This is a genomic window from Marinitenerispora sediminis (assembly GCF_003336425.1).
In the GTDB taxonomy this organism is placed as follows: Bacteria; Actinomycetota; Actinomycetes; order Streptosporangiales; family Streptosporangiaceae; genus Marinitenerispora; species Marinitenerispora sediminis.
In genome coordinates this window covers 1-24821 of record NZ_QEIO01000024.1, presented here as the reverse complement: position 1 = coordinate 24821, position 24821 = coordinate 1, and the positions used below count along the sequence as shown (strand labels likewise).

At 73.0% G+C, this 24821-nt stretch carries 23 protein-coding genes; 11 read left to right on the top strand and 12 right to left on the bottom strand.

Annotation, left to right across the window (positions count from 1 at the left end):
* Window positions 1–22: 22 nt before the first annotated feature.
* Genes DEF28_RS06955 through DEF28_RS06935 form a run of 5 tightly spaced genes read right to left on the bottom strand, consistent with a single transcriptional unit; the run spans window position 23 to window position 4717 of the window.
* Complete coding sequence (locus DEF28_RS06955) at window positions 23–976, bottom strand: nucleoside hydrolase (protein WP_114397083.1); 954 nt, start codon at window positions 974–976, stop codon at window positions 23–25.
* Window positions 973–2022, bottom strand: coding sequence for an ABC transporter substrate-binding protein (locus tag DEF28_RS06950; protein ID WP_114397084.1), 1050 nt, complete (start codon window positions 2020–2022; stop codon window positions 973–975). Before DEF28_RS06950 ends, DEF28_RS06955 begins: the two co-directional genes overlap by 4 nt.
* A complete protein-coding gene (locus tag DEF28_RS06945; RefSeq protein WP_114397085.1) occupies window positions 2022–3080 on the bottom strand; it encodes an ABC transporter ATP-binding protein in 1059 nt (352 codons plus the stop codon). The genes DEF28_RS06950 and DEF28_RS06945 overlap by 1 nt, the downstream gene beginning before the upstream one ends.
* A 30-nt stretch (window positions 3081–3110) precedes the next feature.
* Complete coding sequence (locus tag DEF28_RS06940; RefSeq protein ID WP_233515139.1) at window positions 3111–3896, bottom strand: ABC transporter permease; 786 nt, start codon at window positions 3894–3896, stop codon at window positions 3111–3113.
* Window positions 3893–4717 (bottom strand): ABC transporter permease, encoded by an 825-nt coding sequence (locus tag DEF28_RS06935; protein WP_374058086.1) that lies wholly within the window; start codon window positions 4715–4717, stop codon window positions 3893–3895. The genes DEF28_RS06940 and DEF28_RS06935 overlap by 4 nt, the downstream gene beginning before the upstream one ends.
* Before the next feature lie 274 nt (window positions 4718–4991).
* On the opposite strand from DEF28_RS06935, the gene DEF28_RS06930 reads away from it, so the two are divergent.
* Window positions 4992–5984, top strand: a complete 993-nt coding sequence (locus DEF28_RS06930) for a LacI family DNA-binding transcriptional regulator (protein ID WP_114397087.1) — start codon at window positions 4992–4994, stop codon at window positions 5982–5984.
* Window positions 5985–6005: 21 nt separating this feature from the next.
* On the opposite strand, the gene DEF28_RS06925 is transcribed toward DEF28_RS06930, so the two are convergent.
* From DEF28_RS06925 to DEF28_RS06915, 3 genes are all read right to left on the bottom strand, one after another.
* Window positions 6006–6785, bottom strand: a complete 780-nt coding sequence (locus DEF28_RS06925) for an SDR family NAD(P)-dependent oxidoreductase (RefSeq protein ID WP_114397088.1) — start codon at window positions 6783–6785, stop codon at window positions 6006–6008.
* A gap of 182 nt (window positions 6786–6967) precedes the next feature.
* The gene (locus DEF28_RS06920; RefSeq protein ID WP_114397089.1) at window positions 6968–7510 is read right to left on the bottom strand and encodes a GNAT family N-acetyltransferase; all 543 of its coding nucleotides are present in this window, start codon (window positions 7508–7510) and stop codon (window positions 6968–6970) included.
* A gap of 146 nt (window positions 7511–7656) precedes the next feature.
* The gene (locus tag DEF28_RS06915) at window positions 7657–8316 is read right to left on the bottom strand and encodes a TetR/AcrR family transcriptional regulator (RefSeq protein WP_114397090.1); all 660 of its coding nucleotides are present in this window, start codon (window positions 8314–8316) and stop codon (window positions 7657–7659) included.
* 71 nt (window positions 8317–8387) lie between these two features.
* On the opposite strand from DEF28_RS06915, the gene DEF28_RS06910 reads away from it, so the two are divergent.
* The 9 genes from DEF28_RS06910 (at window position 8388) to DEF28_RS27230 (ending at window position 21932) form a co-directional block, all read left to right on the top strand.
* On the top strand, window positions 8388–9320 hold the full coding sequence (locus DEF28_RS06910; RefSeq protein ID WP_114397091.1) for an alpha/beta fold hydrolase: 933 nt from the start codon (window positions 8388–8390) through the stop codon (window positions 9318–9320).
* A gap of 186 nt (window positions 9321–9506) precedes the next feature.
* Window positions 9507–11300, top strand: coding sequence for a hypothetical protein (locus DEF28_RS06905; protein WP_114399520.1), 1794 nt, complete (start codon window positions 9507–9509; stop codon window positions 11298–11300).
* On the top strand, window positions 11297–12001 hold the full coding sequence (locus DEF28_RS06900) for a hypothetical protein (protein WP_114399521.1): 705 nt from the start codon (window positions 11297–11299) through the stop codon (window positions 11999–12001). The genes DEF28_RS06905 and DEF28_RS06900 overlap by 4 nt, the downstream gene beginning before the upstream one ends.
* A gap of 217 nt (window positions 12002–12218) precedes the next feature.
* Window positions 12219–14081: a hypothetical protein gene (locus DEF28_RS06895; RefSeq protein WP_147280206.1), complete on the top strand. Its 1863-nt coding sequence runs from the start codon at window positions 12219–12221 to the stop codon at window positions 14079–14081.
* Between the two features lie 376 nt (window positions 14082–14457).
* Window positions 14458–16404, top strand: coding sequence for an RAMP superfamily CRISPR-associated protein (locus DEF28_RS06890; RefSeq protein ID WP_114399523.1), 1947 nt, complete (start codon window positions 14458–14460; stop codon window positions 16402–16404).
* Entirely contained in the window at window positions 16401–17132 is a 732-nt protein-coding gene (locus tag DEF28_RS06885) for a hypothetical protein (protein WP_114399524.1), read from the top strand. Before DEF28_RS06890 ends, DEF28_RS06885 begins: the two co-directional genes overlap by 4 nt.
* Window positions 17129–19489: a TIGR03986 family type III CRISPR-associated RAMP protein gene (locus DEF28_RS06880; protein WP_114399525.1), complete on the top strand. Its 2361-nt coding sequence runs from the start codon at window positions 17129–17131 to the stop codon at window positions 19487–19489. Before DEF28_RS06885 ends, DEF28_RS06880 begins: the two co-directional genes overlap by 4 nt.
* A complete protein-coding gene (locus DEF28_RS06875) occupies window positions 19486–20445 on the top strand; it encodes a hypothetical protein (protein ID WP_114399526.1) in 960 nt (319 codons plus the stop codon). Before DEF28_RS06880 ends, DEF28_RS06875 begins: the two co-directional genes overlap by 4 nt.
* An 812-nt stretch (window positions 20446–21257) precedes the next feature.
* Window positions 21258–21932, top strand: coding sequence for a hypothetical protein (locus tag DEF28_RS27230; RefSeq protein ID WP_147280207.1), 675 nt, complete (start codon window positions 21258–21260; stop codon window positions 21930–21932).
* Window positions 21933–22053: 121 nt separating this feature from the next.
* Here DEF28_RS27230 and DEF28_RS06865 read toward each other — a convergent pair whose 3' ends face one another.
* The 3 genes from DEF28_RS06865 to DEF28_RS06855 are packed head-to-tail and all read right to left on the bottom strand — an operon-like array spanning window position 22054 to window position 23581.
* Window positions 22054–22245, bottom strand: coding sequence for a DUF397 domain-containing protein (locus tag DEF28_RS06865; protein ID WP_114399528.1), 192 nt, complete (start codon window positions 22243–22245; stop codon window positions 22054–22056).
* Window positions 22242–22799 carry a GNAT family N-acetyltransferase gene (locus DEF28_RS06860; RefSeq protein ID WP_114399529.1) on the bottom strand — a complete coding sequence of 186 codons (558 nt, stop codon included), beginning with the start codon at window positions 22797–22799 and terminating at the stop codon, window positions 22242–22244. Before DEF28_RS06860 ends, DEF28_RS06865 begins: the two co-directional genes overlap by 4 nt.
* 2 nt (window positions 22800–22801) lie before the next feature.
* Window positions 22802–23581 carry a GntR family transcriptional regulator gene (locus tag DEF28_RS06855; protein ID WP_114399530.1) on the bottom strand — a complete coding sequence of 260 codons (780 nt, stop codon included), beginning with the start codon at window positions 23579–23581 and terminating at the stop codon, window positions 22802–22804.
* A gap of 463 nt (window positions 23582–24044) precedes the next feature.
* Here DEF28_RS06855 and DEF28_RS06850 point away from each other — a divergent pair, with 463 nt between their 5' ends.
* Complete coding sequence (locus DEF28_RS06850) at window positions 24045–24509, top strand: ATP-binding protein (protein ID WP_114399531.1); 465 nt, start codon at window positions 24045–24047, stop codon at window positions 24507–24509.
* A gap of 107 nt (window positions 24510–24616) precedes the next feature.
* Here DEF28_RS06850 and DEF28_RS06845 read toward each other — a convergent pair.
* Window positions 24617–24821 (bottom strand): 6-phosphogluconolactonase (locus DEF28_RS06845; RefSeq protein ID WP_199493165.1); only part of this gene is annotated, 205 nt, incomplete at its 5' end.

Here is a 24821-nt window from a genome sequence, read left to right as displayed (position 1 = left end):
CGGGGCGGTGGTTCGGCGGGTCTCAGCGTCCGGCGTAGCCGGCCAGCCGCTCGGTGAGCAGGGCGGTGAAGGCGTCGGCGTCCACCCGCAGCGCGATCTCCACGTCGCGGGACCGCTCCGGCCGGCGGAGGTCGGCGACCAGCGCGCCGCGGGTGAGCTCGCCGGCGCACTCGACGCCGGCCTCTCCGGCCTCCCAGCCGAGCAGCCCGGGGTGGGTGACCGCGGCGACCGCCAGCGCGTCGTGTACGGGAACCGCGGCGACGCCGTAGCGCTCCTGGTAGCGGGCGACGAAGCCGCACAGCAGCGCTCCGGCGACCCCGGCGGCGCCCGGCAGCGCGGCCAGCCGCTCGGCGGCCGCGCCGGGGAAGAGCGCGGCGCGGGTGACGTCCAGTCCGACCACCCGCACGGCCGCTCCCGAGGTCAGGACGCGGTGCGCCGCCTCGGGATCGGCGTGGAAGTTGAACTCGGCGGCCGGCGTGACGTTGCCCTGGGCGTGCGCGGCGCCGCCCATGACGACGATCTCGCGCAGCGCCGGGCCGGCCTGCGGGTGGCGGTCGAGCAGCGCCGCGACGTTGGACAGCGGGCCGATCGCCAGCAGCGTGAGCACGCCCGGCTCGGCGAGGGCGCGCTCGGCCAGCCAGTCGACGGCGTTCCCGGCCGTCGGACGGCGCGGTCCGTCCGGCACCGGGAGCCCGCCGAGCCCGCCCACCCCGTGCATGGGCTCGTCCGGGATCCGGACCGCGCCGCTGACCGGCCCGGCCAGGCCGGCGACCAGGGGCAGAGCCGCCGGGGCGCCCACCAGGTCGAGCACGTGGCCGGCGTTGCGGGTGGCCTGCTCCAGACTGACGTTGCCCGCGACCGTGGTCACGCCGCGCACGTCCAGTTCGGGGGAGGCGAACGCGAGCAGCAGGGCGATCGCGTCGTCCACCCCGGGGTCGCAGTCGATGATGACGGGCCGGCGCCGCGGGCGGCTCATCGCTCGACCTCCTCGACGTAGCGGTCCAGCCAGGCGGAGCGCTCACCGGCGATGAGGTCGAGGTCGCCCTGGCGGTAGCCGTTGCCGGCCGGGTCGACCGCGGCGTCGCCGGACACCTGGGTCATCAGGTCGGGCACCTCGGCGTCGGGATGCACCGGCTTGTCGAAGAAGGCCTCGGCCATCTGGGACTGCACCTCGGGCTCCAGCAGGAAGTCGATGAACGCCTCCGCGCCGGCCCGGTTCGGCGCGCCGGCGACGATCCGCGCGGTGTTGGCGGTCATCAGCCGGCCGCGCTCGGGGACGGCGAAGCCGATCGGCTGGCCTGCGGCGACCGACTCCGTGGCGAAGTTGTCCAGGCTGGGTGCCATGGCGATCTCGCCCCGCTCCAGCAGGCTGGAGACCTCGGTGCTGCGGCTGTAGAACTGCAGCGCGTCCGGCCCGATCTCGGCCAGCCGCTCGAAGCCGGTCTCGGCGTCGGTGGGGCCGGAGCCGTAGGCCTCCCCGGCGGCCAGCACCATCAGGGGGCCGGCCGAGACCGAGATGTCGGGGAGGGCGAACCCGCCGGGGTGCTCGGGGTCCCACAGCGCGTCCCACGAGGTCGGCGGCTCCTCGACCAGGTCCGTGCGGTACATCAGCCCGAGCAGCTGGTAGGTGTAGGCCGGGCCGTAGCCGTCGGGGTCCACGGCCCACGGCTGGATCTCGGCCAGGTTCGGCACGGCGGCCGGGTCCACCTGCTCGAACAGCCCCATGTCCTCGCCGATCGCGGCGAAGTAGTCCGAGATCAGCACGACGTCGGTGTCGGGGTGCTCGCGGTTGATCCGCAGCTTGGTCAGCCGGGTGGCGTTGTTGCCGGTGTCCAGGACGACGCGGATCCCGGTCCGCTCCTCGAACGGCTCGGCGACGACCCGCTCGAACTCCTCGGTGGCGAAGGAGAACGTGCTGACCACGAGGGTGTCGGTGTCGTTCTCGCGGACGGGCGCGCACGCGCCGGCGGCGACCACCAGCGTGCAGACGGCGGCCAGCGCGGGAATGGGGGCGGCGCGCATCAGCGGTCCTCCGTCCCGGCCCCGCCGGCGAGCGCCACCAGGTGGCGGTGCGGCAGCGCGATCCGGACCCGCGCGCCGGGGCGCACGTCATCGCCCGGGTGCAGGCAGTGCAGTGTCGCCTCCCCGTCCCCGCTCGCGGCCGCCACCTCGACCAGGCAGTGGCTGCCCTGGTAGGTGACCCCGCGCACCTGGGCGTCCAGCAGCACGCCGTCGCCGCCGGCGGCCTCGCCGTCGGCGAGCAGCCGCGTGTGCTCAGGGCGGACCGTCACCGGGCCGTGGCCGGGCACGGTGAGGAAGTTCTGGTAGCCGAGGAACTCCGCCACGAAGCGGTTGGCCGGCGCGGGGAACACCTCGCGCGGCGCGCCCTGCTGCTCCAGCCGGCCGCCGTTCATGATGACCAGGTGGTCGGAGAGCTCCAGCGCCTCGTCCTGGTCGTGGGTGACCAGGACGGCGGTGAGGCCGGTCTCGCGCTGCACCCGCAGCAGCTCCTGGCGCATCTGCACCCGCAGCCGGGCGTCGAGGTTGGACAGCGGCTCGTCCAGCAGCAACACGGAGGGGCGGACGGCGACCGCGCGGGCCAGGGCGACCCGCTGCTGCTGGCCGCCCGAGAGCTGGGCCGGCCGCCGGTCGGCGAGGTGGGAGAGCCCCACCAGCTCCAGCGCCTCGCCCGCCCGCCGGAGCACCTCGGGCTTGGCGATCCGGCGGGTCCGCAGGCCGAAGGCGACGTTGTCCCGCAGGGTCATGTGCGGGAACAGCGCGTAGGACTGGAACACCATGCCGATGTTGCGCTTCTCCGGCGGGGTGCTCGTGGCGTCGGCCCCCTCCAGCAGGATCCGGCCGCTGGTGGGCCGGACGAAGCCGGCGATCATCCGCAGCGTCGTGGTCTTGCCGCAGCCGCTTGGGCCGAGCAGGGTGGTGAACGAGCCGCGCGGCACGTCGAGGCTGAGGTCGCTCACCGCCGCGAACGCCCCGGAGGCCTTCCCGTACTCGCGGCTCACCCCGTCGAGCCGGACCACGGGGGTCCCGGGCGCGGCGGCTGTCTCGGCTGTGTTAGCCATTGCACGTCTCCACAGTGGTTGTCGAGGCCGTCACCGGCCGAAGACCTTCGTGAAACCGACGAGCCGCTCGGTCACCAGGGCGACCGCGACGCTGCCGGCCAGCAGCAGCACGCTGACCGCCGCGACGACGGGGTCGAACGAGGACTGCACGTAGTTGAGCATCTCGACCGGCAGCGTCGCCACGCCGGGGCCGGTGAGCAGCAGGGACAGCGGCACGTTGTTCAGCGAGGTGACGAACGCCAGGATCGCGGCGGACAGGATGCCCGGCCGCATCACGGGCAGCGTCACCGAGAAGAAGGTGCGCACCGGTCCGGCGCCGAGGCCGCGCGCGGCCTCCTCCAGCCGGGGGTCGGCCAGCGCGAGCGACGCGCCGGCGACCCGCACCGCGTAGGGGAGCAGCAGCACCGTGTGCCCCAGGACCAGCGCGGCGGTCGCGGTGCTGTGCAGTCCCACCATGATCTGCTGGAACAGCGCGAGGCCGAGGACCAGCTCGGGCACGATGACCGGGCTGAGGAACAGGTTCTCCAGCACCCGGCGGCCCGGGAGCGAGCCGCGGTGCAGCGCGACCGCCGCGGGGATGCCCAGCGCGAGCGCGAACAGTGTCGACGTCAGCGCCACGACGACGCTGGTGCGGAAGGAGTCCAGGAACGGCTGGTAGGCGAGGGCCGCGCCGAACCAGCGCAGCGACAGGCCCTCCGGCGGGAAGGTCAGCGTGCTCCCGGCCGTGAAGGCGACCCCGAGGAGGATGACCACCGGGCCGAGCATGATCGTGAACGCGACCGCGGCGAGCAGCGTGAGGAACGGGCGGCGGATCACTGGGCGCTTCCCTTCGGGGTCAGCCGGCCGGACAGCACGCTCACCGCGAGCACCAGCACCGTCATGACCAGCGCCACCGCGCTGGCCGCCGGCCAGTCCAGACTGACGTTCACCCGGCTGTACAGCAGGGTGGAGAGGATCCGCTCCCGCGCGCCGCCCAGCAGCTGCGGCGTGGTGAACGCCGTCACCGCGCCGGCGAACACCAGCGTGCAGCCGACCAGGGCGCCGGGCATGGCGAGCGGCAGCACCACCTGGCGGAAGGCCCGGCCGGGCGAGGCGCCGAGACCGCGCGCGGCCTCCTCCAGGCGCGGGTCCTGCTGGGAGAGGCTGCTGTAGCAGGACAGGATCATGATCGGCAGGAAGAGCTGGACCAGGCCGAGGTTGATCGCGGTCTCGGTGTAGAGCAGCTGGGGGCGGCCCAGCCCGAGCGCGGCCGACACATCGCTGATGAGGCCGTTGCTGCCGAGCAGCACCAGCCAGCCGTAGGTCCGCACCACGGTGTTGAGCATCAGGGGGAAGATCGCCAGCGCGAGGAGCCGGCCCGCCCAGCGGGCGGGAGCGCGGGAGATGAGGTAGGCCACCGGGAAGCCGAGCAGCAGGCAGGCCGCGGTGGTCACGACCGCGACCCGGATCGTCCGGGCGATCACGGGGAGCAGGTAGGGGTCGCTGAGCAGCGCCGCGGTCTCCCGGGCGACCGTGGCGGGGTCGCCGTCCGGGGGAGCGGCGAGCGTCGCTGCCACCGGGTAGAGGAAACCGAAGGCGAGCACCGCCAGACCGGGGACGAGCAGCGCGACCATGGCGCTACGCCGGAACAATGCCACCTCCGAGGGGCCGGCAGCCGAGGGGCCGACGCGGGGACAGGGAACACCTCCCGTGGTGCAACGGGAAGTAGGACCTCCCGTGGTGCAACGGGAGGCACGACCTCCCGTGGTGCAACGGGACGCGTCACTCCCCGTAGTGCGCACGGGAGGCCGAACGCGCGGGCTGAACAGCGGCAACGAGTGCGGCGGTTCTGCAAGCGCTTGCAACACCGTAGCCTTGAATCGGACATAACGACAAGCCGCACCGTAAACACGTTGTTAAGAGGGAGGCCCGGTGGCCGGTCTGGAGGATGTGGCGCGGGCCGCCGGAGTGTCGGCCTCCACGGTGTCCCGGGCGATGAGCCGGCCGGACATGGTGGCCCCCCGCACACTGGAGCGGGTGCGCGCCGCCGCCGCGGAGCTCGGCTTCCGCGCCAACCCGGCCGCGCGGGCCCTGACCACCGGCCGCACCGGCTACCTGGCCATGGTCGTCCCCGACCTGCACAATCCCTTCTACGGCGGCGTCATCTCGGGCGCGCAGCAGGCGGCCGAGCGGCGCGACGCGCGGCTGGTGATCACCGTCACCGACGGCCGCCAGGACCGGGAGGCGGCGGCGCTGCGCGACCTCGCCGGCCAGGTCGACGGCTTCGCCCTGCTCTCGCCGGTGAGCACGGCGGCCGAGCTGGCGGCGGCCCGGCGCCGCGCCCCGGTGGTGGTGGTCAACCGCCGCGTCCCCGGAGTCACCTCGTTCACGGCCGACACTCCGGGCGGGCTGGCGCGCATCTTCGACCGGCTTGAGGAGCTCGGGCACACCGACGTCGGCTACCTCGCCGGACCGCCCGGCTCCTGGATGGACCGCCGCCGCCGGGCGGAGTTGCGGGACCGCGCTGCCCGGCGCGGCCTGCGGCTGCACGTGTTCGGGCCGGTCCGGCCGGCCTTCGCCGAGGGCGCGGCTGCGGCCGGCGAGGTCCTCGCCTCCGGGTGCGGCGCGGTGCTCGCGTACAACAGTCTGCTGCTGCTCGGCCTGCTGTTCGAGTTCGGCAGGAGGGGGGTCCGGGTGCCGGCGGATATCAGCGTGGCCGCGGCCGACGACATGGCGTTCGCCGACCTGCCGGGTCAGCCGATCAGCGCCCTGCGGGTCCCCGCCGTCGAACTGGGCCTGCGGGCGGCGGACGCGCTGCGGGCCATGGTCGACGGCGGGGGGTCCAGCCCGCGGCCGGCCAGCCGGATCCTGCCCACGGAGGTCACCCTGACCGGGTCGCTGGCCGCTCCGCCCTCCCGTGGTTGAGCGCGCGGCGGTCGCGCCGCCTCACAGTGCGTGGCCGCCGGCCACCTGCAGCACCTGGCCGGTGATCCAGCGCGCCTGGTGCGAGGCCAGGAAGACCACGGCGTCGGCGATGTCCTCGGGCTCACCCACTCGGCCGAGCGGGACGACGGAGCGCGCGTACGCAGCCGTGTCGGCGTCCATCCACCCCGTCTGCACCGGGCCGGGCGCGACGGCGTTCACCCGGATCCCCGACGCGCCCAGGTCCAGCGCCGCCGCCCGGGTGAACGCCTCCAGCGCGGCCTTGGAGGTGCCGTAGCCGATCTGGCCCGGGAAGGCGCGGGCGGCGTCGGTGGAGATGTTCACGGCGCACGGGGGCGCGCCGCCGCGCGCGCGGCAGGCGAGCTCGCTGGTGAGCAGCGCGGGCGCGATCGCGTTGACCCGGTAGTGGCGCCCCAGGTTCTCGGCGGTGAGCGCGTCGACGCCGTCCGGGGTCTCGCAGTGCGCGGCGTTGTTCACCAGCACGTCGACCGGCCCGAGGAGGCGTTCGACGTCGTCGAACAGCCGGGGCGCCGCGTCCGGCGCGGAGAGGTCGGCGGCCACGGCCGCGGCGCCGGCCAGTTCCGCCACCAGCTCCTCGACGGCCGCGGGGGCCGGCGTGCGGTGCTCCCACACGGCGCCTCCCGATGCCGGAGGGTCGGCGGGCAGGTGGTGCACGGCCACCCGCGCCCCCTGGGCGTGGAAGGCCCGCGCGATGGCCGCGCCGATCCCGCCGCCGGCGCCGGTGACGAGGACGACCTTGTCGTGGAGTCGGGTGTCGAGCACGGCGGCAGGATCCCGTATCCCGCCGCCCCGGGCAACCGGTTTCTCCGGCGCCCCGGGGGCCGGTCCGGCCGCCCGCGGGGGGCCGGGGGCGGTGTCAGGGGAACGACCGGTTCTCGGACCGGCGGGAGCGGCCCGGCTGCCGGGGCGTTCGCCATGGCGGCCTTGGGCCGCCGGGCGGCGGCCTAGCCCCGCGGATCCGGCTTCCAGTCCTGGGCCAGGAGCCCGAGCAGCACCTCGTCCATGAACTCGCCCATCACCCAGGCGGAGGAGCGCAGCACGCCCTCACGGACGAAGCCGTTGCGCTCGGCGGAGCGCAGCATCGCGGCGTTGTCCGCCAGCGTCTCGACCTGCAACCGCCGCAGGCCGCGCACGACGAACCCGTAGTGGCACAGCACCGCGACCACGTCGGTGCCGTAGCCTCTGCCGCGGCAGGACGGCCGCACTCCCACCCCGATGTGCGCCGACCGGTTGTGGTTGTCGATCCCCCACAACACCGCGGTCCCGACCAGCGTGCCGCCCTCCAGCTCCACCACGGAGAACGGGACGCGCCCCTCCTCCTCGTCGTCCACCACGAGGCGCGGGTCCTTCGAGCCGGGCGTGATCGGCCGCCACGGCCCGCCTTCGGCCCGCGAGGAGGTGACCACGTCGTCGTAGAGCTCGGCCCGCAGGATCGGGATGTCGTCCTCGTGCCGTGCCCTGAGCCCGACCTTGGTTCCTGTCAGCATCCGAGCTTTCTATCCGGCCGGACCGGCCAGCGGCAAGCCGATAAGAACCCTGGTCGGATGGCCGGGCACGTGCCGCGCGTCACCGCCTCGCCGCCGGACTCCTGCGAGGCGCCCCGCGGCAGCGGTGTGAACAGGCGGGACGCCGGTCACGGTGCCATGGGCGCGACCCCCGGTGGCGCCGGCGCACCGGCCCCGCGGACCGGCGGCGGGGCGTTGCGCAGCCCGTCGATCTGGCGGTCGAGCAGGGCGCGCGCCGTCTCGGGCGCGTAGTGCGCGTGCAGCAGGTCGGTCGCGATGCCGTCGGTGGCGGCGAGGAGCGCGTACGTCTCCAGGCGGGGGTCGATCCGCTCGGGGATCTCGCCGGCGGCCGCGGCGGCGGCCAGGTGCGACATGACCTCCGCCACGAGCCGGGCCCGGCCGCGCTGGTAGAGCTTCGCCAGCTCGCGGTCGCTCAGGGCCCGGTGGAAGACGGCCAACCCGACCAGCGCGGTCTCGCGTCCGTCCGCGTCGAGCGGGAGCAGCCCGGTGAGCAGGGCACGCAGGACCAGCAGCGGGGAGCGGGGCTCGGGGACGTCCTCGGCGTGCCGGCGGATCCGCTCCTCGATCCGGCTCCGGAGCCGCGTGGCCGCGAACGCGACCAGGTCGTCCTTGCTCTCGAAGTAGTGCTGGACCCGGCCGATGGAGACCCCGGCCTCGGCCGCCACCTCGCGCATCCGCACCGCCTCCAGGCCGCGCGCCGCGGCGATCCGCCACACCGCCTCCGCGATCTCGCGTCGGCGCTCGTCATGGTCCACCTGTCTGGGCATTCGTCACTTCGCTCTCGGATGTGGTTGAATGCGGATTCAATACAAACATATTGTATAAAAGGAGAGTCCGCATGACGTCCAGGGGCCGCGGCCGAGTCGAGTCGCCCGGCGGGATCGGGCGCTTCACCTCGCCGGCCGCGCGCGCACGGTTCGAGTACCACTACGGGAAGGCACTCGACGGACTCCCGGAACGGGCGGGGCTCCACAACATCGTGACCCGGTTCGGCCGGGTGCGGGTCTACCGGTTCGGCGCCGGCGAGGGGCCGCCGCTCGTGCTCCTCCACGGCACCGGCGGAACCTCCGCGATGTGGCGTCCCAACATCGCGGCGCTGGCCGCGCGGCGCCAGGTGTACGCGGTCGACCTGCTCGGCGAGGCCGGGGGGAGCGAGCAGACCGCGCCCATCCGATCGGCGGCCGACCGCGCCGCGTGGCTCGCGGAGGCACTGGAGCGCCTGGAGATCGAGCGTGCCCACCTGGTGGGGGTGTCCATCGGCGGCTGGAGCGCCGTCAACCAGGCCGTGCACGCCCCCGAGCGGGTCGCCTCCATCAGCCTCCTCGACCCGATCCAGACATTCGCCCGCATGTCCCTCGGCCTCGTGCTGCGCACCGTCCCGACGGTCGTGCCGCTGACCGCGTCGTGGGCGCTGCCCCGCTTCCTGCGCTGGATCGACGGCCAGGGCGTGGCCCCCGAGGGCGACCCGACGGGCGAGGTCATCGCGGCGGCCCTGCGCTGCTACCGCACCGCCCTGCCCGCCCCCGCGCTCTTCACCGACGACCAGTTGCGCGGTATCAGCGTCCGGGCGCTCGCCCTCATCGCCGGTCGCAGCGTCGTGCACGACCCGCGGCGGGCGATCGAGCGGGCGCGCGCCCTCGTACCCGACGTCCAGGCCGAACTGTGGCCGGACGCCACCCACGCGATCTCCGGCCAGTGCGCGGCCGAGGTCAACGCCCGGGTCCTGCGGTTCGTGGACGAGGTCGACGGCCGGGGCGGCCCCGGGCACTGACCGCCGGGGGTCCACCGGGCCGGCGCGGCCGATCCCGGCCATCGGGCTGCGAACCGGCCCCTCCGTCCGCCAGGATGATCACCTGCGCCCCCGGGCCGGCCCGTGCACGCCCCCGGCCGGGCGCCCCCGCGCCGCCGGGCCCCCGCCGGCGACCGGTCCGCCACCGCAGTGACGAGGAGATCTTCCGTGCCCACCAGCCCACACGAACCCGCGGCGGAGGGGGTCCTCGTCGGCGTCGACCTCCGCGGCATCCAGGCGTTCGTGTTCGAGACGCGGCGGCTGCTCGACGCGGTGGGCCGGGCCGAGATGGTCGCCGAACTCACCACGCGCGCGTGGCTGGACGAGAGGCTGTACCGGAGGCACGGCGCGGAACCTCCCACCTACAGCCTCGAACGCGAGCACGGCGGCACCCTCGTCGCCGGATTCGCGGACCGCACCGCGGCCCGCGAGTTCACCGGCCGCTACACCCGCGAGGTGCGCAAGCGGTCCGACCGGCTGGTGCCGGTGGTGGCGCACCTCCCCTACGGCCCGGACGAGCCGCAGCGCACGCTCGCCGAGGCGCTCGCCGCGCTACCGGGCGAGCTCGCCACGGCCCGGGGCCGGGCCGTCGAGCACCTGCCCGCACGCGGCTTCGGCGTCACCGCGCTCTGCGAGGTGACCGGACGGCCGGCCGAGGTCGTGGACCAGCCGCCGAAGGGGCGCGGGGGCGCCGACCGGCCTGCCGAGCGGGTGGCACATGACATTGTCGAGGCACGCCGGGTCGGCAGCCAGTGGCACCGTAGACAACGAGAGGCGTGGCTGGACGCGGCCGCCCGTCCCGACGGCTGGACCGAGGACCTCGACCTGCCCACGGACGTGGAGGAACTGGGCCGCGACGTCGGCGACATCAGCCGCCTCGCCGTCATCCACCTCGACTTCAACGGCCTCGGCGACCTCCTCGCCAGATTCACGCAGGAGCTCGCCCCCGGCGAGATCGCGGCGGAACTGCGGCGCGTGTCGGCCGACATCCACGCGGTCACCGCCGGGCTCGCCGAGGCGATCACCCGCGCCGTCGCCCGCGCGATCACGCTCACGGACGACGGTGAACCGGTCATCACCGGGCGCGGGAACGGCGGCTCCGCACTGCGTCCCGCCGTCAGGTCGCCGGAGCACGGCCGACGGCGCACCCTGCTCGTCCCGGTCCGGCCGCTCGTGGTCGCCGGTGACGACCTCACCATCCTCTGCGACGCCCGGCTGGCGTGGAGCGTCACCCGGTTCGCGCTGGACTGGCTGGACGGTGCGCCCACAGGGCCGAAGGACCCCCGCCACCGCATGGTGAACCGGGGAGCACCGTGGGCCCGGCCGGTGTGGGACGGCCCGGACCTGCCGCCCCGGACCACCGGGGTGCCCACCGCGGGGGTCGGGATCGCGGTGCAGCCCGTGGGGTCCTCCCTCGCCGTCGGCTACGACATCTGCGCGGCGCTGTGCAAGCACGCGAAGGAGCAGCTCAAGGCGGAGCAGCGCAGGAAGAAGCAGCTCAAGAAGGCGGAGGGCGAGCGGGCGGACGGCGCTATCGACGACCACGTCGTCGCCTGGTCGCAGCGGTTCGACGCACCGGAGCGGGTGGTCGGGAGCCTGGCGGCGGCGCGTGGTGAGAGCGGCACTGACGGGCGCACCGCGCTGCCCATGACCGGCACCCGGTTCCGGGCCTTCCTTGACGGCTACCTCGCCGACGCGCACGGCGGCTCCGGTGCTCCCGGGGTGCTGCGGAGCCCGGACATGGCCGAGCAGCGGTCCTGGGTCCTGTCGGACCTGCGCACGCTGCTGTACGACGGTGAGCCCCTTGAGCCCGAGCTGGAGCGGCGAAAGGCCCGGGGGGTCGCCGCGGAGCTGCCGCCGGAGTGCTCCCGGGGCGAACTCCTCGACGCCATCGACCTGCTCGACGTCCACCTCGACGTGGCGCTGGCGGAGGAGCCGGTGCGGAGCGGGGAGGGCGCATGAGCGACCGGCCGGAGTTCGTCACCGTCGACATCACATCTCCCGCGATGTTCGTGGGGAACAGCGTGGCCGGCACCGCGGCCGACACCGACATCGCCACTGACGACCACGGGCTGCCCCGCCTGCCCCGGCACCGGCTCGCGGCCCGGCTGCGCGCCGCCGCCGTCGGCGTGGTCCGGGCGGAGCCCGGCCTGCTGGACGCGGCGGAGGAGGTGTTCGGGGTTCCCCGAAGGCACGACCGGGAGCGGCTCGTGCAGATCGACGACGCGCGGTGCGCCGAGCCGATCCGCGCCGCCGTCGCCTACGCGCTGCACCAGCGCGGCCACCGCCCGGGCATGACCCCGGACGGACTGGCCGCCGTCCTGGTCCGGTCGGTGACCGACGCGTTCACCAGCCTGGAGAGCGGCGTGGAGGTCGACGCGGACGGCGCTCCCATTCCAGGACGGCTGCGTACCAACCGGGTGCTCAACCCCGGGATCCACCTGGTGGCGCCCCTGCGGTGGCACGGCGAGCCCCGGGCCGACCACCTGCGGCTGCTCGCCCGCGCCGCGCTCGCCACCACCCAGGCCGGTCACCGCGAGACCCGCGGGCGGGGACGCATCGACGTCCGGCTCGGCTCGGCGAGCACGTCCGACGAGCATGAGGCGACCCTGGCGTGGGCCGGTCTGCCGCCGCGCGAGCAGCGGTCCCCGGAGGGCGCGTGAGCGGGTGCGGGTCCGGCCGGTGCCGCCCCGGTGGGCGGTCCGCCCTGCGGACCCGCTCCAGCGTGCACCCGGGCAGGTCGAGTGCCGCACCGCGTCCCCCGGCGGGGGCGGCCGCCGGCGGCCGCCGCCACCGGCCCACCCCGACGTCCGCCTGCGAGAAGGGAACCGGGTGACTGTGACCGAGTCCGCGTTCACCCCCGTACCGGGAGGGGGCGGCGTGACCGGCTATCTCCGGTTGCGCTACCACACCACGCAGTCCATGGTGCTGCGCACCGACCTCAACCCGCTGTTCGTCCGGTCGGCGGCCGTGATCGAGGGGCGGGTCCAGCGGGGCATGCTCGCCTCCGTGCTGCACCGCGCCGGGCGGCGGGACCTGGTGCCGGAGTGGGTGGCGCGCGGAGCGGTCGTCCGGTTCGCGACGGCGTTCCCGCTGCTGGAGCCGGAGGGGATGCGGCCGACCCCCACCATCCCGGCACCGCGGTGGCTCCGGGCGCACGTCGAGAAAGGTGTCGGCGTCGGACTGGTCGACACGCTGGCTGCCCGGGGCGGCGACACGGGCCGGACAGGGGAGGGCGGGCGGACCCGTTCCTACGACGGGCTGGTCACCCCCGATCTCCGCTACCGGGCGGTGCCCGCCATGAGCACGGAGCAGTACCTCGGTCGCGGCGACGGCGGGGGCCCGGGATCCGGGACGCCGTTCCTCACTACGAGCGTCGACCACGGCCAGGTCTTCGAGGCCCGGTGGCAGTTGCGCGCGCCGGACGAGGCGGGGCTGCGCGCGCTGGCGGCCGAGATCCGGACGATCCTGGTCGGCGGCGGCCACCCCGTCACCCTCGGCGCCGACCGCACCCGGGCGCACGGTGGCCGGGTGCTGGTCGGCACCCTGCCGGGGACACCCGGTGGGGACTCACCGCTCGCCGTGGACCGCACCGCCTGCCCGGCCAGCGCGTGGCCGGCCGGCGAGCACCGCGACCTGGTGGTGCTGGCTCCGGCGCTGATCGTGGACGATCGCGGCCAGCCGCACCCGGGCGCGCTGCCGGCCGCCGTGCGGAGGCTGGCGGAACGCGTCGTGGGACCGGACGCGGTGGCGGTCGAGGCCAGCCACATCGAGCCGTGCGAGCTGGTCGGGTACCACGTCGGCTACCGGTCCGAGATGGCGCAGCGCTGGGCGGCGGCCCCCGGCTCCGTGGTCCGGCTGCGCGCCATGCGCGACCTCGCGGCAGAGGAGGTGCGCGCCCTTGAGTCGGTGCCGCTCGGTACCCGGACGGTGGACGGCAACGGCGCCTTCGTGCTGCTGCCCGAGCCCGACCTGTCCCGGTTGCCGGAGGACAGGGTGCCGACCGCCGCCGGGGAGGCGGGCCCGCCGTACCGGCGGAACGGAGGCGGGCCCGGCACCCCGGTGACGCTCGCCAATGGGGAGAGCGCCCAGGTGTCGTCGGACGGGCTCGCGGCGGCCGTCAGGTCCGAAGCCGGGAAGGATGCCCCGCTCGCCGCTCTCTACGACAAGCTGCTGTGGAACGCCTGCGCCCGCGTCGTCCGCGACCGGGCCCGCGCGGTCGCCGCCGCCAGCGCCGAGGCGGGACCGCTGCCCACCAGGAGCCTGCTCGGCCGCCTGCGCGAGGTCGCCGCGGCATCGGCGCCCGGCCCCGGGGTCACCCTGAAGCGACTGGCCGGCGTCGCGGCCGGGGAGGGCGGGAAGATGGCGCACTTGGCGGCCCCGTTCAAGCCGTTCACCGGCAAGGCGGCGAAGGCGGTCGAGTCCGCCAGGGTCGAGTGGCAGGGCAAACGAGTCACGTTTCCCGCCTGGCTGACGGCGGCGGCGACGGCACCGGCGGAGTGGCGGGCCGGTGCGTTCGAGGACGCTGACGCGGCGTTGGCCCGCGCGATCGCCCCGGTCGACCTCACGGCCCCCGACCCGGCATCGGGCGTGCTCAGCCCGGCCGCCACGAGCTGGCTCGGCGACCCGCGGGTCGCCGACCGGCTCGCCCTGCTCCTCGTCACCACCTGGCTCGCCGAGGCCGCCGCCCGCGCCCGGCCCCATGACGAGGAGCGGGCCGAGAACAGGGCGGGGACCGTGTAGTGGCGGCATGCGCGTCGACGGAACCCGCGGGCACCGGCACCGCCGGCGGTCCCGTGCGAGCACCGGCCCCGACCGGCCGCCGGTACGGTCGGCCGCCGTGCCGGGAGGAGCAGGAACAGGGAGGAGCCATGGTCGGTGTGCGGCCGGAGACGTCCGTGCGCCGGTCGGCCTGGACCACCGGGAGGAGTTCCCAGGGGCCGCGGGCGGCGCGGGACGTCGCCGTCCGGCCTCGGCCGGTGGCTGCCTCCCGTTCGGAGCGGGCGAGTGACGTGTTCCGGGCGCCGCGAGGGGACCGGGGTATCCGATCGGCGGCCGCGGGGCGGACCGGTCCAGGTCCGGGAGACGTCCCGCGCGCGTGGAGCGGAGAGGCACTGACATGACGGGAACGGACCCCCAGGTGTTCGAGAAGCGCCTGGACGAGTTCGCCGGCGGCGCGCCCGCCGGGCCGCGGGTGATCTGGGAGATCAGCACGCGGCTGCGGCTCCTCGGCGACACCCACATCGGCTCGGCCGCCCCCAGCGCGCCGCACGCCGCCGAGAGCGAGGTCGACCAGCTCCTGGACCGCGACCCGGTGACCAGAGAACCCCGACTGCGGGCCAGCACGCTCGCGGGACTGCTCCGGCACCACCTGGCCGACCGATGCGACCCACCGGTCCACGCCGACGCCACCGGCGCCGCGGGGGCCGGACGACGCGGCTGGGCCGACACGCTGTTCGGGGCACCCGCGGTCCCGGAGTTCGCCGCGACCGACACCGAACCGGCGACCATGAGCGCGCTCGACATCGACGACGCGGTGGCCGTCCTCCCCGAAGACGCGAACATCACCGTCCGGGTCGGCAACCGGATCGACCCCGATTCGGGCACCGCCGCGCCCGGCGCGTTCTGGCGGATGGAGGTGCTGCCGGCCGGAACGTCGTTCACCGTCACGATGCGGCTGCGAGTGCCGGACGGCGACGAGGGGCGGCTGCTGGCGCTCGTCTCGACGGCCGCCGCCGGGCTCGCCGCCGACAGCGAAGGCGAAACATCTGACGACGGCCTCCCCGGGCCCGCCGGCATCCGCATCGGAGCCCGGACCGGGCGCGGGTACGGGGAGGTGGTGGCCGAGGCATGGCATGTCCGGCGCCACGACCTGCACACGCCGGAGGGCTGGGGAGCCTACTACGCCCGCGGATGGGAGGAGCGCTGGAAAGAGGCCCGCAACGGGCTGGAAACCTCCGACCGCCACGCTCGGCTGGAATCCGCGGTGGACGGCACCCTCGCCGCCCTGCGGACCGCCGCACTGGCCGAAGCCGGTCACGACGAGCGGGCCGGGTGGACCGCTCGCGACCTCGAACGGACGCACACCGCCTTCCACCACGAACTCGACGCCCGGCGTGCCGACGTCCGGTGCCGCGACACCTTCGTCGTCACACTGGCCGTCGCCGAGCGCAGCACCCGGTCCTTCGTCCCCGCACCGTTCGACGACCTCGACGGCGCGCCCGCCACCGGGCCGTGGCCCGGCGTGCTGCTGGTGGGCGACACGCCGGCGCCGGACCGCCTCGGCGAGGTGGACCGCGCGCACCGCACCCGGCCGCGCTACTCCGACGGCCGCGTGCAGTGGCGGCCCGAGCTGGGCGGGACCGCGGTCTTCGCGCTGTTCAAACGCACCGCACGCGGTCTGGTGCGCGAGATCGCCGGCACCGCCGAGCAGCCGGGAGCGGAGTGGGACGTCTCGGGCGACCCGGCCCATAACTGGTTCGCCCACTGGTGGGGAAGCGACACCGGGCCCGGCGGGGACGGAGGTCCGCGCCCGGCGCGGCTCCGGCTGCGCTCGCCCGGAGTCCTCTCCGAAAGCACGAGGTTGCGCACCACCCGCACGACGATCGACACGCTGTTCGGCGACACCGTCGACGGCCGGCTGTTCACCGACGACGTCGAGGCCGGCGGGGTCGCCCGCGTCGTCCTCGACGCCGCCGACGCCGACGACGCCCTGCGGGGCCTGCTCACGCTGGTCGTCCGCGAGCTCTACACCGTCCCGTTCCACTCCATCGGCGGCGGCGCGGGTGTGGGCCACGGCCGGCTCACGGTGCGGTCCGCGGTGCTGGTGTCCCGCCGGCCGGGCGAGGAGACGGAGCGGACCGACCTGCTGCGGGCGATCGACGACCCGGCCAGCCCGGACCGGGCACGGGCCGCCGACTGGCTGGCCGAGCTGCACAAGGAGGCCGGAGGCGGAGCCGATCCGTCGGCGGCCGGAACACCGTCCGGAGCGCGGTCGCCCAGAGCGCAGCCGTCCGGAGCAGCGTCGTCCGGAGCAGCGTCGTCCGGAGGAGAGGGGAACGGATGACCACGAACGACACGACGGGCTCACCGGGAGTCGCCCCGGAGGATGGCGAGCTTTCCGCGCCGCACGGCGTGCTGGTGCGCGAACTCGGTGACGACGAGATCGCGGCGGCCTTCGCTGACGTGTTCGGCGAACAACGCCGCTGCCGTGTGCTCGACGCGGTGGCCCCGAGGGAGCCGCAGTGGCTGCTCGCGGAGTTCGGCCACGGCCGGATCACCGGTGGCTGCCCCGATGAGACGTGGCGGCTGTCCAGCACCGACCAGGCCACGCAGCAGCTCTCCGCCCCGACCCCGGCCGCCGACCGGTCCGACGCCTGGCAACTGCTGGAGGCGATCGTGTTCTCTCCGTCGGCCGAACTGCGCATCGGGGAGGGCGCCGAACGGGCGTGGCTGTCGCGGGACGCGGAGGACGTCGGCCGGCTCCCGTCCTGGCTCCAGCCGCGGGACCGGTGGTTCCTGCTGCTCGGCGGCACGGTCACCCAGCTTCCCGAGAGCAGGCCGGGCATCGGCCCCCTGTGCATCGCCACGGACCGGTCCGGGTCCACGGCCGTCCATCCGGTCGAGTGGCAGGCCCCGGAACCGGACGGCGAGAAGGGCTACGGCAGTTGGCTCACCGTCCGCGAGTACTGGGCGGAGGACCCGGCTACGGGGGCGGTGGGGGTGGTGTTCCACCGGCTCACAGGTTTCCGGACGACCAGACCCGACCCGGCAGCGGGAGGCCGAGGAGCATGAGCGAGCCGAAACCGACGTCCCCGACGGACGGGGTGCGACCGAACCCCAACATCATGCGGAAGACGAAGCAAACCGACGCGGTACGCCGACAGCCCAGGCCACCCCGTTCCGGTGGCGATCGGCCTTCCCGCCAGGCGAAAGGCGGCTCGATCGGCGACGAGGGAAGGTTGCCCCGCAACCGGGCCCTGGCCCCCTACGGCCTGGTGCCGCTGCCCGACCACCCCATGCCGGCGGAGCGCCTCCAGACGTCCGTCGGGGAGACCCTGCGGCAGGAGGAGCTGCTGAGGAGCCACGACCGGCGGATTCCGGGCACTCACACCGGATGGATCGACCTGCGGATCCAGAACCTGACGCCGCTCTTCATCGGGGCCACGGATCCGCAGAATCCCGAGTCGACGCGTTCATTGCGTGTCAATGGGCGTCCGGCCATTCCGGGATCGTCGTTGCGTGGGATGCTCCGCGACTACCTTCGGATGCTGACCGGGGGAGAGGTGGGGCCGGTCAACACCCCGCAGCTGTTCTTCCGGGCGCCGATCAAGGTCAAGGGGGGCAAGGACAGACCGTTGAATCGCTCCCAATGGGTCATGTCGCGCCTCCACGACCAGTACAAGGCGAAGCACTCAGGCAATGTCGAGACCAAGATCGGTTTTCTCTTCCGCGGCGGCGACGGGTGGCGGATCAAACGCAGCCCCTCCAAGCTGCCGCTGGAGATGTCATTCACGGACTTCCAGCGCTGCATCGCGGAACACGAGTTTCCCCACCGCACGTTCCTGATCCCGCCGAACGACAACACCTACGGCCCCATGGAGGACCCGCATCATCGGCACTTCCAGTTCCGCATCGTGTATGCGCTGGATCCGCCGCCCGATCCCGATGGCGGGTATCAGGAGGTCGAGCGAGTGTTCCCGAGTCGGGAGCGGGCGTCCGAGTTTCAGCGGACCCGCCAGGGCTACCAGAACCACGAGATCGTGCGGTGCGTGATCGTCCTGACCGGTGTGGCGGCCGGTCAGCGGACGCACCTGTACCTCTTCCCGATGCCGGACGGCTTCCGAGGTGACCTCCTTTCCGTTCCGGAGCGACTCATCACGGAATTCGAATCATCTGAACAGGTCACTCAGTATCAGCAGCAGAACTTTCCCGGATATCTCCGGGTCAGAGACATCGATGCGGAGCTGAACGAGGAGGAGTCGAAGCGGCGACTGCTTCCGTACGGCCGTGGCGGCGGCCTCCCGGCTCAAGGGATCGAACCGGTCTGGTTCCGGGCTGATGAATCAGGAGAAGTGCTCTCCTTCGGCCGGGCTGGGGGCTACCGGATCGCGGTCGGCGACTTCGATCCCATCCGCGTGGCGGTCCCCGAACCGCTGATGGGGGAGACAACCGGCCGTGCGATCGACGTTCCCCGTGCCCTTTTCGGCGACATCGACCTGTGCACGAGCGACGACGACAGACCGCTCGCCGTGCGTGGACGGGTATCGGTCGGCTCGGCGGTGAGCAGCGACGAGAACCCGGATGACAGAACGCCCCTGCGGGTCCAGCTCCTCTCACCGCATCGCACGGCGTTCGGACAGTACCTCGTTCAGAACCACCCCAGCTGCTGGGAGGAGAACCCCCGCCTGAACACCTGGTCCCAGGAGAACCAGGACAGGATCCGCCTCACCGGCTACAAGACCTACCTCCACCGCCACGCCACCAAGCCCGACGGCTCCGACGCGCCCCCGGAGCTGGACGTGCCCCCGGAACTCAAGGACGCCCGCGAGCGGTGGTCCGCGACGCAACCGCCCGGCGACACCGAACGCGACATCGTGCCGCTCCGCGCGGGCCTGACGTTCCACGCCCGGATCACCTTCCGCAACCTGACCGACGCCGAGCTGGGCGCGCTGCTGCGCGTCCTGCACCTCGGCAACCCGGTCGGCGCGGAGCCGGGTAGCAAGTCCGCCGCCAAGGACCTCGGCCCCGCGTACGCCCACAAGATCGGCCTCGGCAAGCCGCTGGGTTTGGGCAGCATCCACATCACCCTGCGGCTGCGCCTCACGGACCCCCGCGAGCGGACCCGCAGCCTGGACGCGGCGGCGGGCTTCCGCGCCGTGGGGTCGGACGAGGTACAGCGCTACCTGGACGCCTTCGACGGTGCCCTGCTCGCTTGGGAACGGGAGGAGGCCGCTCGCGCGAAGCGCCCTGAGCCGGTCGAACTCCGGCACGTCGAGCGGGTGGACGCGCTGCTGCTCTCCGCCCAGTGGCGGGACCGGCTCCCTGCCTCGAAGACCAGGACCATGACTCTGGAAGAATTCGCGCACTATCCGGTGCTGCCTAGCATCCGGGACCGGTTTTCGAGGAAAGGGGCGTCGAGAGGGCGATGACCGTTCACCTGGTGACGGTGGGGCTCAGCCTCCGGAACAAGCTCCACGCTTGGCTGGAGAAGGAGGCGGCGAAGCGTGAGCACAACAGCCCGGCAGTGCCGAGCGCCCCCGATCTGAAACTCGTCCCCCTCGGCGACACGGGCGTGCAGGACTTCCTGCGAGCCGCGCTCACTCCGGGAAGCCCAGAATCGGAACTGCTGCGCGCGGCCGCCGCCGAATTCCGAGTGCACGATTGGCCGAGCAACCTCAGCGCCGAGCTCACCACGCTCGCCCGCCACGCCGACGAGAACGCCGCCGAACCGCCTGAAAAGGTGCGCGCCGGCGCGGACGACATCGTGGTCCTTATCGCCAGCGACACCCCCGGGGCGCTGCGGGCGGCACTGTGGGACGCGGTCGCTCTCACCGACGGCGACCTGTCCCGCATCCGCTACCTGCACGAGCCCGACCAGGGGTCCGAGGAGGCCCGGGGGCAGGTCCTCATCGTGCGGGTGCCAGGCATGGACGTGGGCAGCGGCGAGGGCTTCCGCCTCGCGATGCGCCAACTCGGGACGCTCGCCCGTCACCTCATCGAACGGCTCGCCGGCCCGGAGCAGGACTATGTCTTCCACTTGACTGGGGGCTATAAGGCGGCTGGCTTCTACTGGCTTGGGATCGCCGAGGGCATGCTCGGCCTGGCGCGTGCCGATGGCGGGAAGAAGCGTGAGGTCAGGTCGGTGCGGGCCGTGGTAATCCACGAGTTGTCCCACGACTTCATCGACATCCCAGTGCGGCCGCTCAGTCCCCGGATGGTGGCCGTGGAGCTGCGTCCGACTGACAAGGACGGTGTATTCCGCCTCCCACCGCACCGATCTCGGCTGTTGGAGGGGTATGCCTACGTCGAGGAGCCCGAAGGACACTGGCGGACCACGCCGTTCGGTGAGGGACTCCGTACCCTCTTGCCGAGCCGGGAGTCCTGACGGTGCCAGCGGGGCCGGACGCTGGGAGTGACACAGGCGCGTCGCCACCCCCGGAGCTGTACGTGCGCCTCGCGGGCGGTGTGTTGGATGCGGCTGAACGGTCTCGCGATCCAGGAGCCGGCCACGACGACGCCCGAAAGCTCAGGGAGCCGCTGTCGTCGGAGCTGCAGAAATTGTGGTCCCTCCATACCACCAGGGTGGAGTCGGAGACGGAAGTGGAAGCTGCCATCGGCGACGCCGCTGCATGGTTGGCAACTCACGAGGACATGCTGCGTGCCATCCTCCACCATCCGCACGAGCAGATGACGAGGTCTGCGAATGTCCCTGGGGCTGACGACGAGCGGGATCACTGGGCGCGGCTCTGCCTACTGGCCGAAGCGGCCTGGCGCAGCCTGTCCGCCCCGGAGATGGATCCGGTGGTGGCTCGCCGTCTGCGTCCCCTGGCTGCTCGATTCCGGTTCCTGACCCTGAGCGAGCCGTTCCGCTACCGGCGAGCGGCCGGGACGGTATGGCTCTCCGAAGACGAGATGACGGATGAGCCAACGGAGATACGCATGGGCCAAGTCTTCGGAGGCGACACGGAACACTTGCTGCTCCGCCGCGCCCGTGAGGCGAGGGCGGATTGGGCTGCCTGTCTCGATGCCCGGCACTCACACCCGTTTTTGGCCGGAGCGGATCCCGAGGAGGTCGAGGCCGAGATCGACACCCTTGTCGCCGCACGTGGTTACCGTAGTGGGCAACTGAAGCTGACTCTGACAGACCTGCAGAACTACGAGGCGCCTACCTCCGATGACCGTGCGATCAACCTTGCGGTGGCCGAACGCCATCTGCTACCCCGCTTCCGGGTGCTCGCGGTCGCGGCGCTCTGCGAGCCCACCCAGTGGGTGGGGTACCTGCCGTTGTACGCCGCCGTCGCGGGTGGCCTGGGGGCGGTGGCCCTTGCAGCGGGCGGCGGCCACTTCGGTATGGCGGCGCTGGCCGCCGCCGCGTGCTATGCGCTGATCGCGGCGGGCGCCATCGGCCTGGGCGCGCTGTGGGCCGCCCAGTGGCTGCTCCGGCTGCCCGCTGCGGCGGCCGTCGGCCTGGTCGCGCTGGTGGCGCTGCCGGACTGGTGGCAGCGGGCCCGGCTCGACTCCCCGCAGCACTGGTGGGCCTTCGCGGCGCTGGCCGGGGTGGCGTGGGGATACCTGGTCATCGAGGGGCGCAACCACGGGCTGTCCGCGTCGGCCTGCCTGCGCCGCTCCACCGGGGTGGCCGCGATGGGGTTGGCGCACGGGCTCCTGGTCAGCCTGATCGGGTTGGTGGCGGTCGCCCCGGCCTTCGCGGAAGAGGACGCGGCCCGCCCGCTGAGCGCTCTGTGGGCCGGTGCCACCGGCGACCCGTGGGCGGTGCTGCTGCTGTCCAGCGCGTGGTGTCTGGCCATCGGGGTGTTCTCCCAGATCCTCTGGGACGACCGGCCCATCACGGCACCGCTGCGGCACCTGTGACCGCCGATCCATCGGCTTCTCACCGGCAGGGTGCGGCGTAGCAGCGCGCCGCGACGGTGCGGCCGTCAAGGCCCAGCGGACCAGGCCCGCCAGGCCCGCCGGGCCACCGGGGTGTTGAGCTCTATAGCTGGCCGTGTCTGATGGCCGCGAGGAAGGCGGTCCACTCCGGGCTAGGGAAGGTGAAATGGCCCTTGTCTGGGTGCTTGGAGTCGCGCAGGGCGATGGTGGAGGGGAGATGGGCGCACTCGACGCAGTTTCCTCCTAGATCCCCGCTGTAGCTGGATCTGCGCCACCGGCCATGGAGGGGGGTCACTTCGAATTCTCTTGCAGGGGCGCCGCGTAGTACCGGGCAGGGAAGGTGCTGTCACGGCCAAAGGAATGCGTTGCGGTTGCGAGGAATGTCCAGCCCAGGCTCTCGTACAGGCGGATGGCTGCGGTGTCCTTTTCCAGGACGTCGAGTAAGAGGTCGGTCTGTCGGCTCTGAGCGTAGCCGGTCGCCGCTTGGACCAGCGCCTTGCCGACGGACTGCCTGCGGGTCTCCGGGTGGACGAAGAGTCGGGCGAGGACTGCCACCCGGCTAGCCGGGGCGGTGGTACGTGTTCGCCAGAGGGCGACGGCTTGATCGTCCCCTGGGGGGGCGGTGAGACTGACGTGTCCGACGATCGCGCCGTTCAACTCGGCGATCCAGGAGCGCATGAGACCGGGAGGCTGTAGCCAGGCGCGGGGGTCGGCGACGCCTTCGACCGGGTAGCCGTCGCGGCGATGTACCTCGATGAGGAGGGCTGTGGTCGCCTCAATATCCGCCATCTCACGTGGGCGGATGATTGTAGAAGCAGATGGTGGTGTGGGATAGGTGGAGTTGTCCATGTTCAGTCCTCGACAGGCATGTTGTAGTCCAGGCCATTGAGATCTGCCCGCATGACAAAACGGGTGACTTCGAATGGAGTTCCATCCCCGGTGATTCCGGTGTGTAGCACTTCGAGTACGGGAACTCCGTCAGGGATAGACAGATTCCGGCTCTCCGCTGGGGTCGGCATCCGCGCCGCGATTTCCTCGCGGATCCGGGCGATGGGGTATCCCAGTTCCTCGAACCGGGCGTAAAGGCTTCCCCTGCCCATGTTTGCGGAGGTAGCGAGAACGGAGCCTTCCGCGATCGCGAGTGGGATGAAGGTTACGCCGATCTGGACGGGTTCGCCATCCGCGTAATACCAGTTCTCGCGTCGGACAACGGAATCTGCCTCATGGTCAACGGCGAGTCGCTCTGCAACCTCCGGTGGTGGTTTGACGTGGGTAATCGAGGTGCAGTCAACATGTGCTGTACGCCCCTGCTTCGCGAGTTCCGCGCGGTAGGGAGACAGCCCTGTCTCCTCACGCAGCCGACGCGAATAACGCTCGCTGCCGAAGTGGAACCGCCGGTGCTTTCTGCGCACGAAGACGCCCCGACCATGCTGGACATCGACGAGCCCTTGCTCCACGAGCAGGCGTATGGCCTCTCGGGCGGTGTTGCGGGCAGTGCCGTACTCCTGGGCGAGGACTCGTTCGGAGGGAAGCTTGGCCCCCTCTGGGAGGGTCTTCGACTCGATCGCACGTCGCAGGTCTTCCGCGATCCTGCGGCTCGGGAGTTGATGGCTCTCGCTGGTTGCACCCATGCAGCCAGCATACAAGAAGTGGTTCAAGCCAGTTGCTTGACAGGTGTGTGTGGCTGTGTTTGGCTGGCTTAAGCCTCTACTCTCCGTGTGTCGGCTAAGGAGAAGTACATGCGTCCACCTGCGATCGGCTTTGAGTCCCGTCCTCCGGAAGAGGCTAGGCGTCACTACCTCGTCGCTCTCGCTCAAGCACTTCACAGTCTTGGCCTACGGGCTCTACTCGCCCGCCCACACGAAGCCGTGCCGATTCTCTACGTCGCCCCGCATGGCCGCCGCATCACGGTTGTCGCTGCGCAGTCTCCACGTGGCTGGGTCTTCCTCACCTGCGGCCTTGAAGTCACCGCCGACGACCCCGCAACCGCCGCACGGCAGGTAGCTACCACCCTGCCGCCCTTCGGTCCCAGCGGTCCGCCACTTCGTCGTCCATTTCCGGTGGTCGCGCAGTTGAGGGCGGTGGTGTGACGCCATGACCCCCTTCGCGCTCAACACCGAGCACGTCCTCCCCGGCACCCTCACCGCAGTGTGCTCCGCCCGAGCGCTTGCCCGCGACGTCCTGATCGACCGCTACACCCCCGACCTGGTCGACACCGTCGAACTCTGCGTCTCCGAATCCGTCACCAACGCCCTGCAACACACCCGCTCCGGCGACCCCGGCGGAACCGTCACCCTGCGCTTCTACGCCCTCGGCGCGCGCACCGTCCTGCACGTCGACGTTCAGGACGACGGTCCCCTCAAGCCCGACGACCGCCCCGCCGTCAGTGATGCCGCCGCCGACCTCACCGCCGAACACGGGCGCGGCCTCTACCTCATCCATGAGCTGACCCGCTACTGGATGTACGTCCCCCGCCTCGACCACGGCTGCCTCTGCCTGACTTTCGACACCACCGGCACGAGCCGCAAGACGGAGGACCGTCATGAGATCCGGCGGTAGACCTGACAGACCCCGCAAACCCCGCAGACCTCACCCCACCGGTCACACGTCGGCCCCGCCTCCACCAGGAGACGGGGCCGATCTCGCGTGCTGGGATGCGCGGCCGGTCAGACCACCCCGGCCGGGGCCAGCCCCGCCGGGAGCCGGGCCGCCGCTGGCCGGTCCAGCAGGAACAGGGTGCGGGACCGCCCGCGCGCCCCCGCTGCCGGGACCTGGACCGGGCCGGCCTCGCCCAGGGCGAGTCGGACGGCGTCGGCCTTGGCCCCGCCCGAGCCGAGCACCCACACCTCATGCGAGGCGCGGATGGTGGGC

Excerpts from the sequence above, each read along its gene's own strand:
- DEF28_RS06920 (WP_114397089.1), bottom strand. The coding sequence starts at position 7,510 with ATGCTGACAGGAACCAAGGTCGGGCTCAGGGCACGGCACGAGGACGAC.
- DEF28_RS06900 (WP_114399521.1), top strand. The coding sequence starts at position 11,297 with ATGAGCGACCGGCCGGAGTTCGTCACCGTCGACATCACATCTCCCGCG.
- DEF28_RS06880 (WP_114399525.1), top strand. The coding sequence starts at position 17,129 with ATGAGCGAGCCGAAACCGACGTCCCCGACGGACGGGGTGCGACCGAAC.
- DEF28_RS06910 (WP_114397091.1), top strand. The coding sequence starts at position 8,388 with ATGACGTCCAGGGGCCGCGGCCGAGTCGAGTCGCCCGGCGGGATCGGG.
- DEF28_RS06885 (WP_114399524.1), top strand. The coding sequence starts at position 16,401 with ATGACCACGAACGACACGACGGGCTCACCGGGAGTCGCCCCGGAGGAT.
- DEF28_RS06890 (WP_114399523.1), top strand. The coding sequence starts at position 14,458 with ATGACGGGAACGGACCCCCAGGTGTTCGAGAAGCGCCTGGACGAGTTC.
- DEF28_RS06955 (WP_114397083.1), bottom strand. The coding sequence starts at position 976 with ATGAGCCGCCCGCGGCGCCGGCCCGTCATCATCGACTGCGACCCCGGG.
- DEF28_RS06875 (WP_114399526.1), top strand. The coding sequence starts at position 19,486 with ATGACCGTTCACCTGGTGACGGTGGGGCTCAGCCTCCGGAACAAGCTC.
- DEF28_RS06850 (WP_114399531.1), top strand. The coding sequence starts at position 24,045 with ATGACCCCCTTCGCGCTCAACACCGAGCACGTCCTCCCCGGCACCCTC.
- DEF28_RS06915 (WP_114397090.1), bottom strand. The coding sequence starts at position 8,316 with ATGCCCAGACAGGTGGACCATGACGAGCGCCGACGCGAGATCGCGGAG.
- DEF28_RS06950 (WP_114397084.1), bottom strand. The coding sequence starts at position 2,022 with ATGCGCGCCGCCCCCATTCCCGCGCTGGCCGCCGTCTGCACGCTGGTG.
- DEF28_RS06945 (WP_114397085.1), bottom strand. The coding sequence starts at position 3,080 with ATGGCTAACACAGCCGAGACAGCCGCCGCGCCCGGGACCCCCGTGGTC.
- DEF28_RS06860 (WP_114399529.1), bottom strand. The coding sequence starts at position 22,799 with ATGGACAACTCCACCTATCCCACACCACCATCTGCTTCTACAATCATC.
- DEF28_RS06855 (WP_114399530.1), bottom strand. The coding sequence starts at position 23,581 with ATGGGTGCAACCAGCGAGAGCCATCAACTCCCGAGCCGCAGGATCGCG.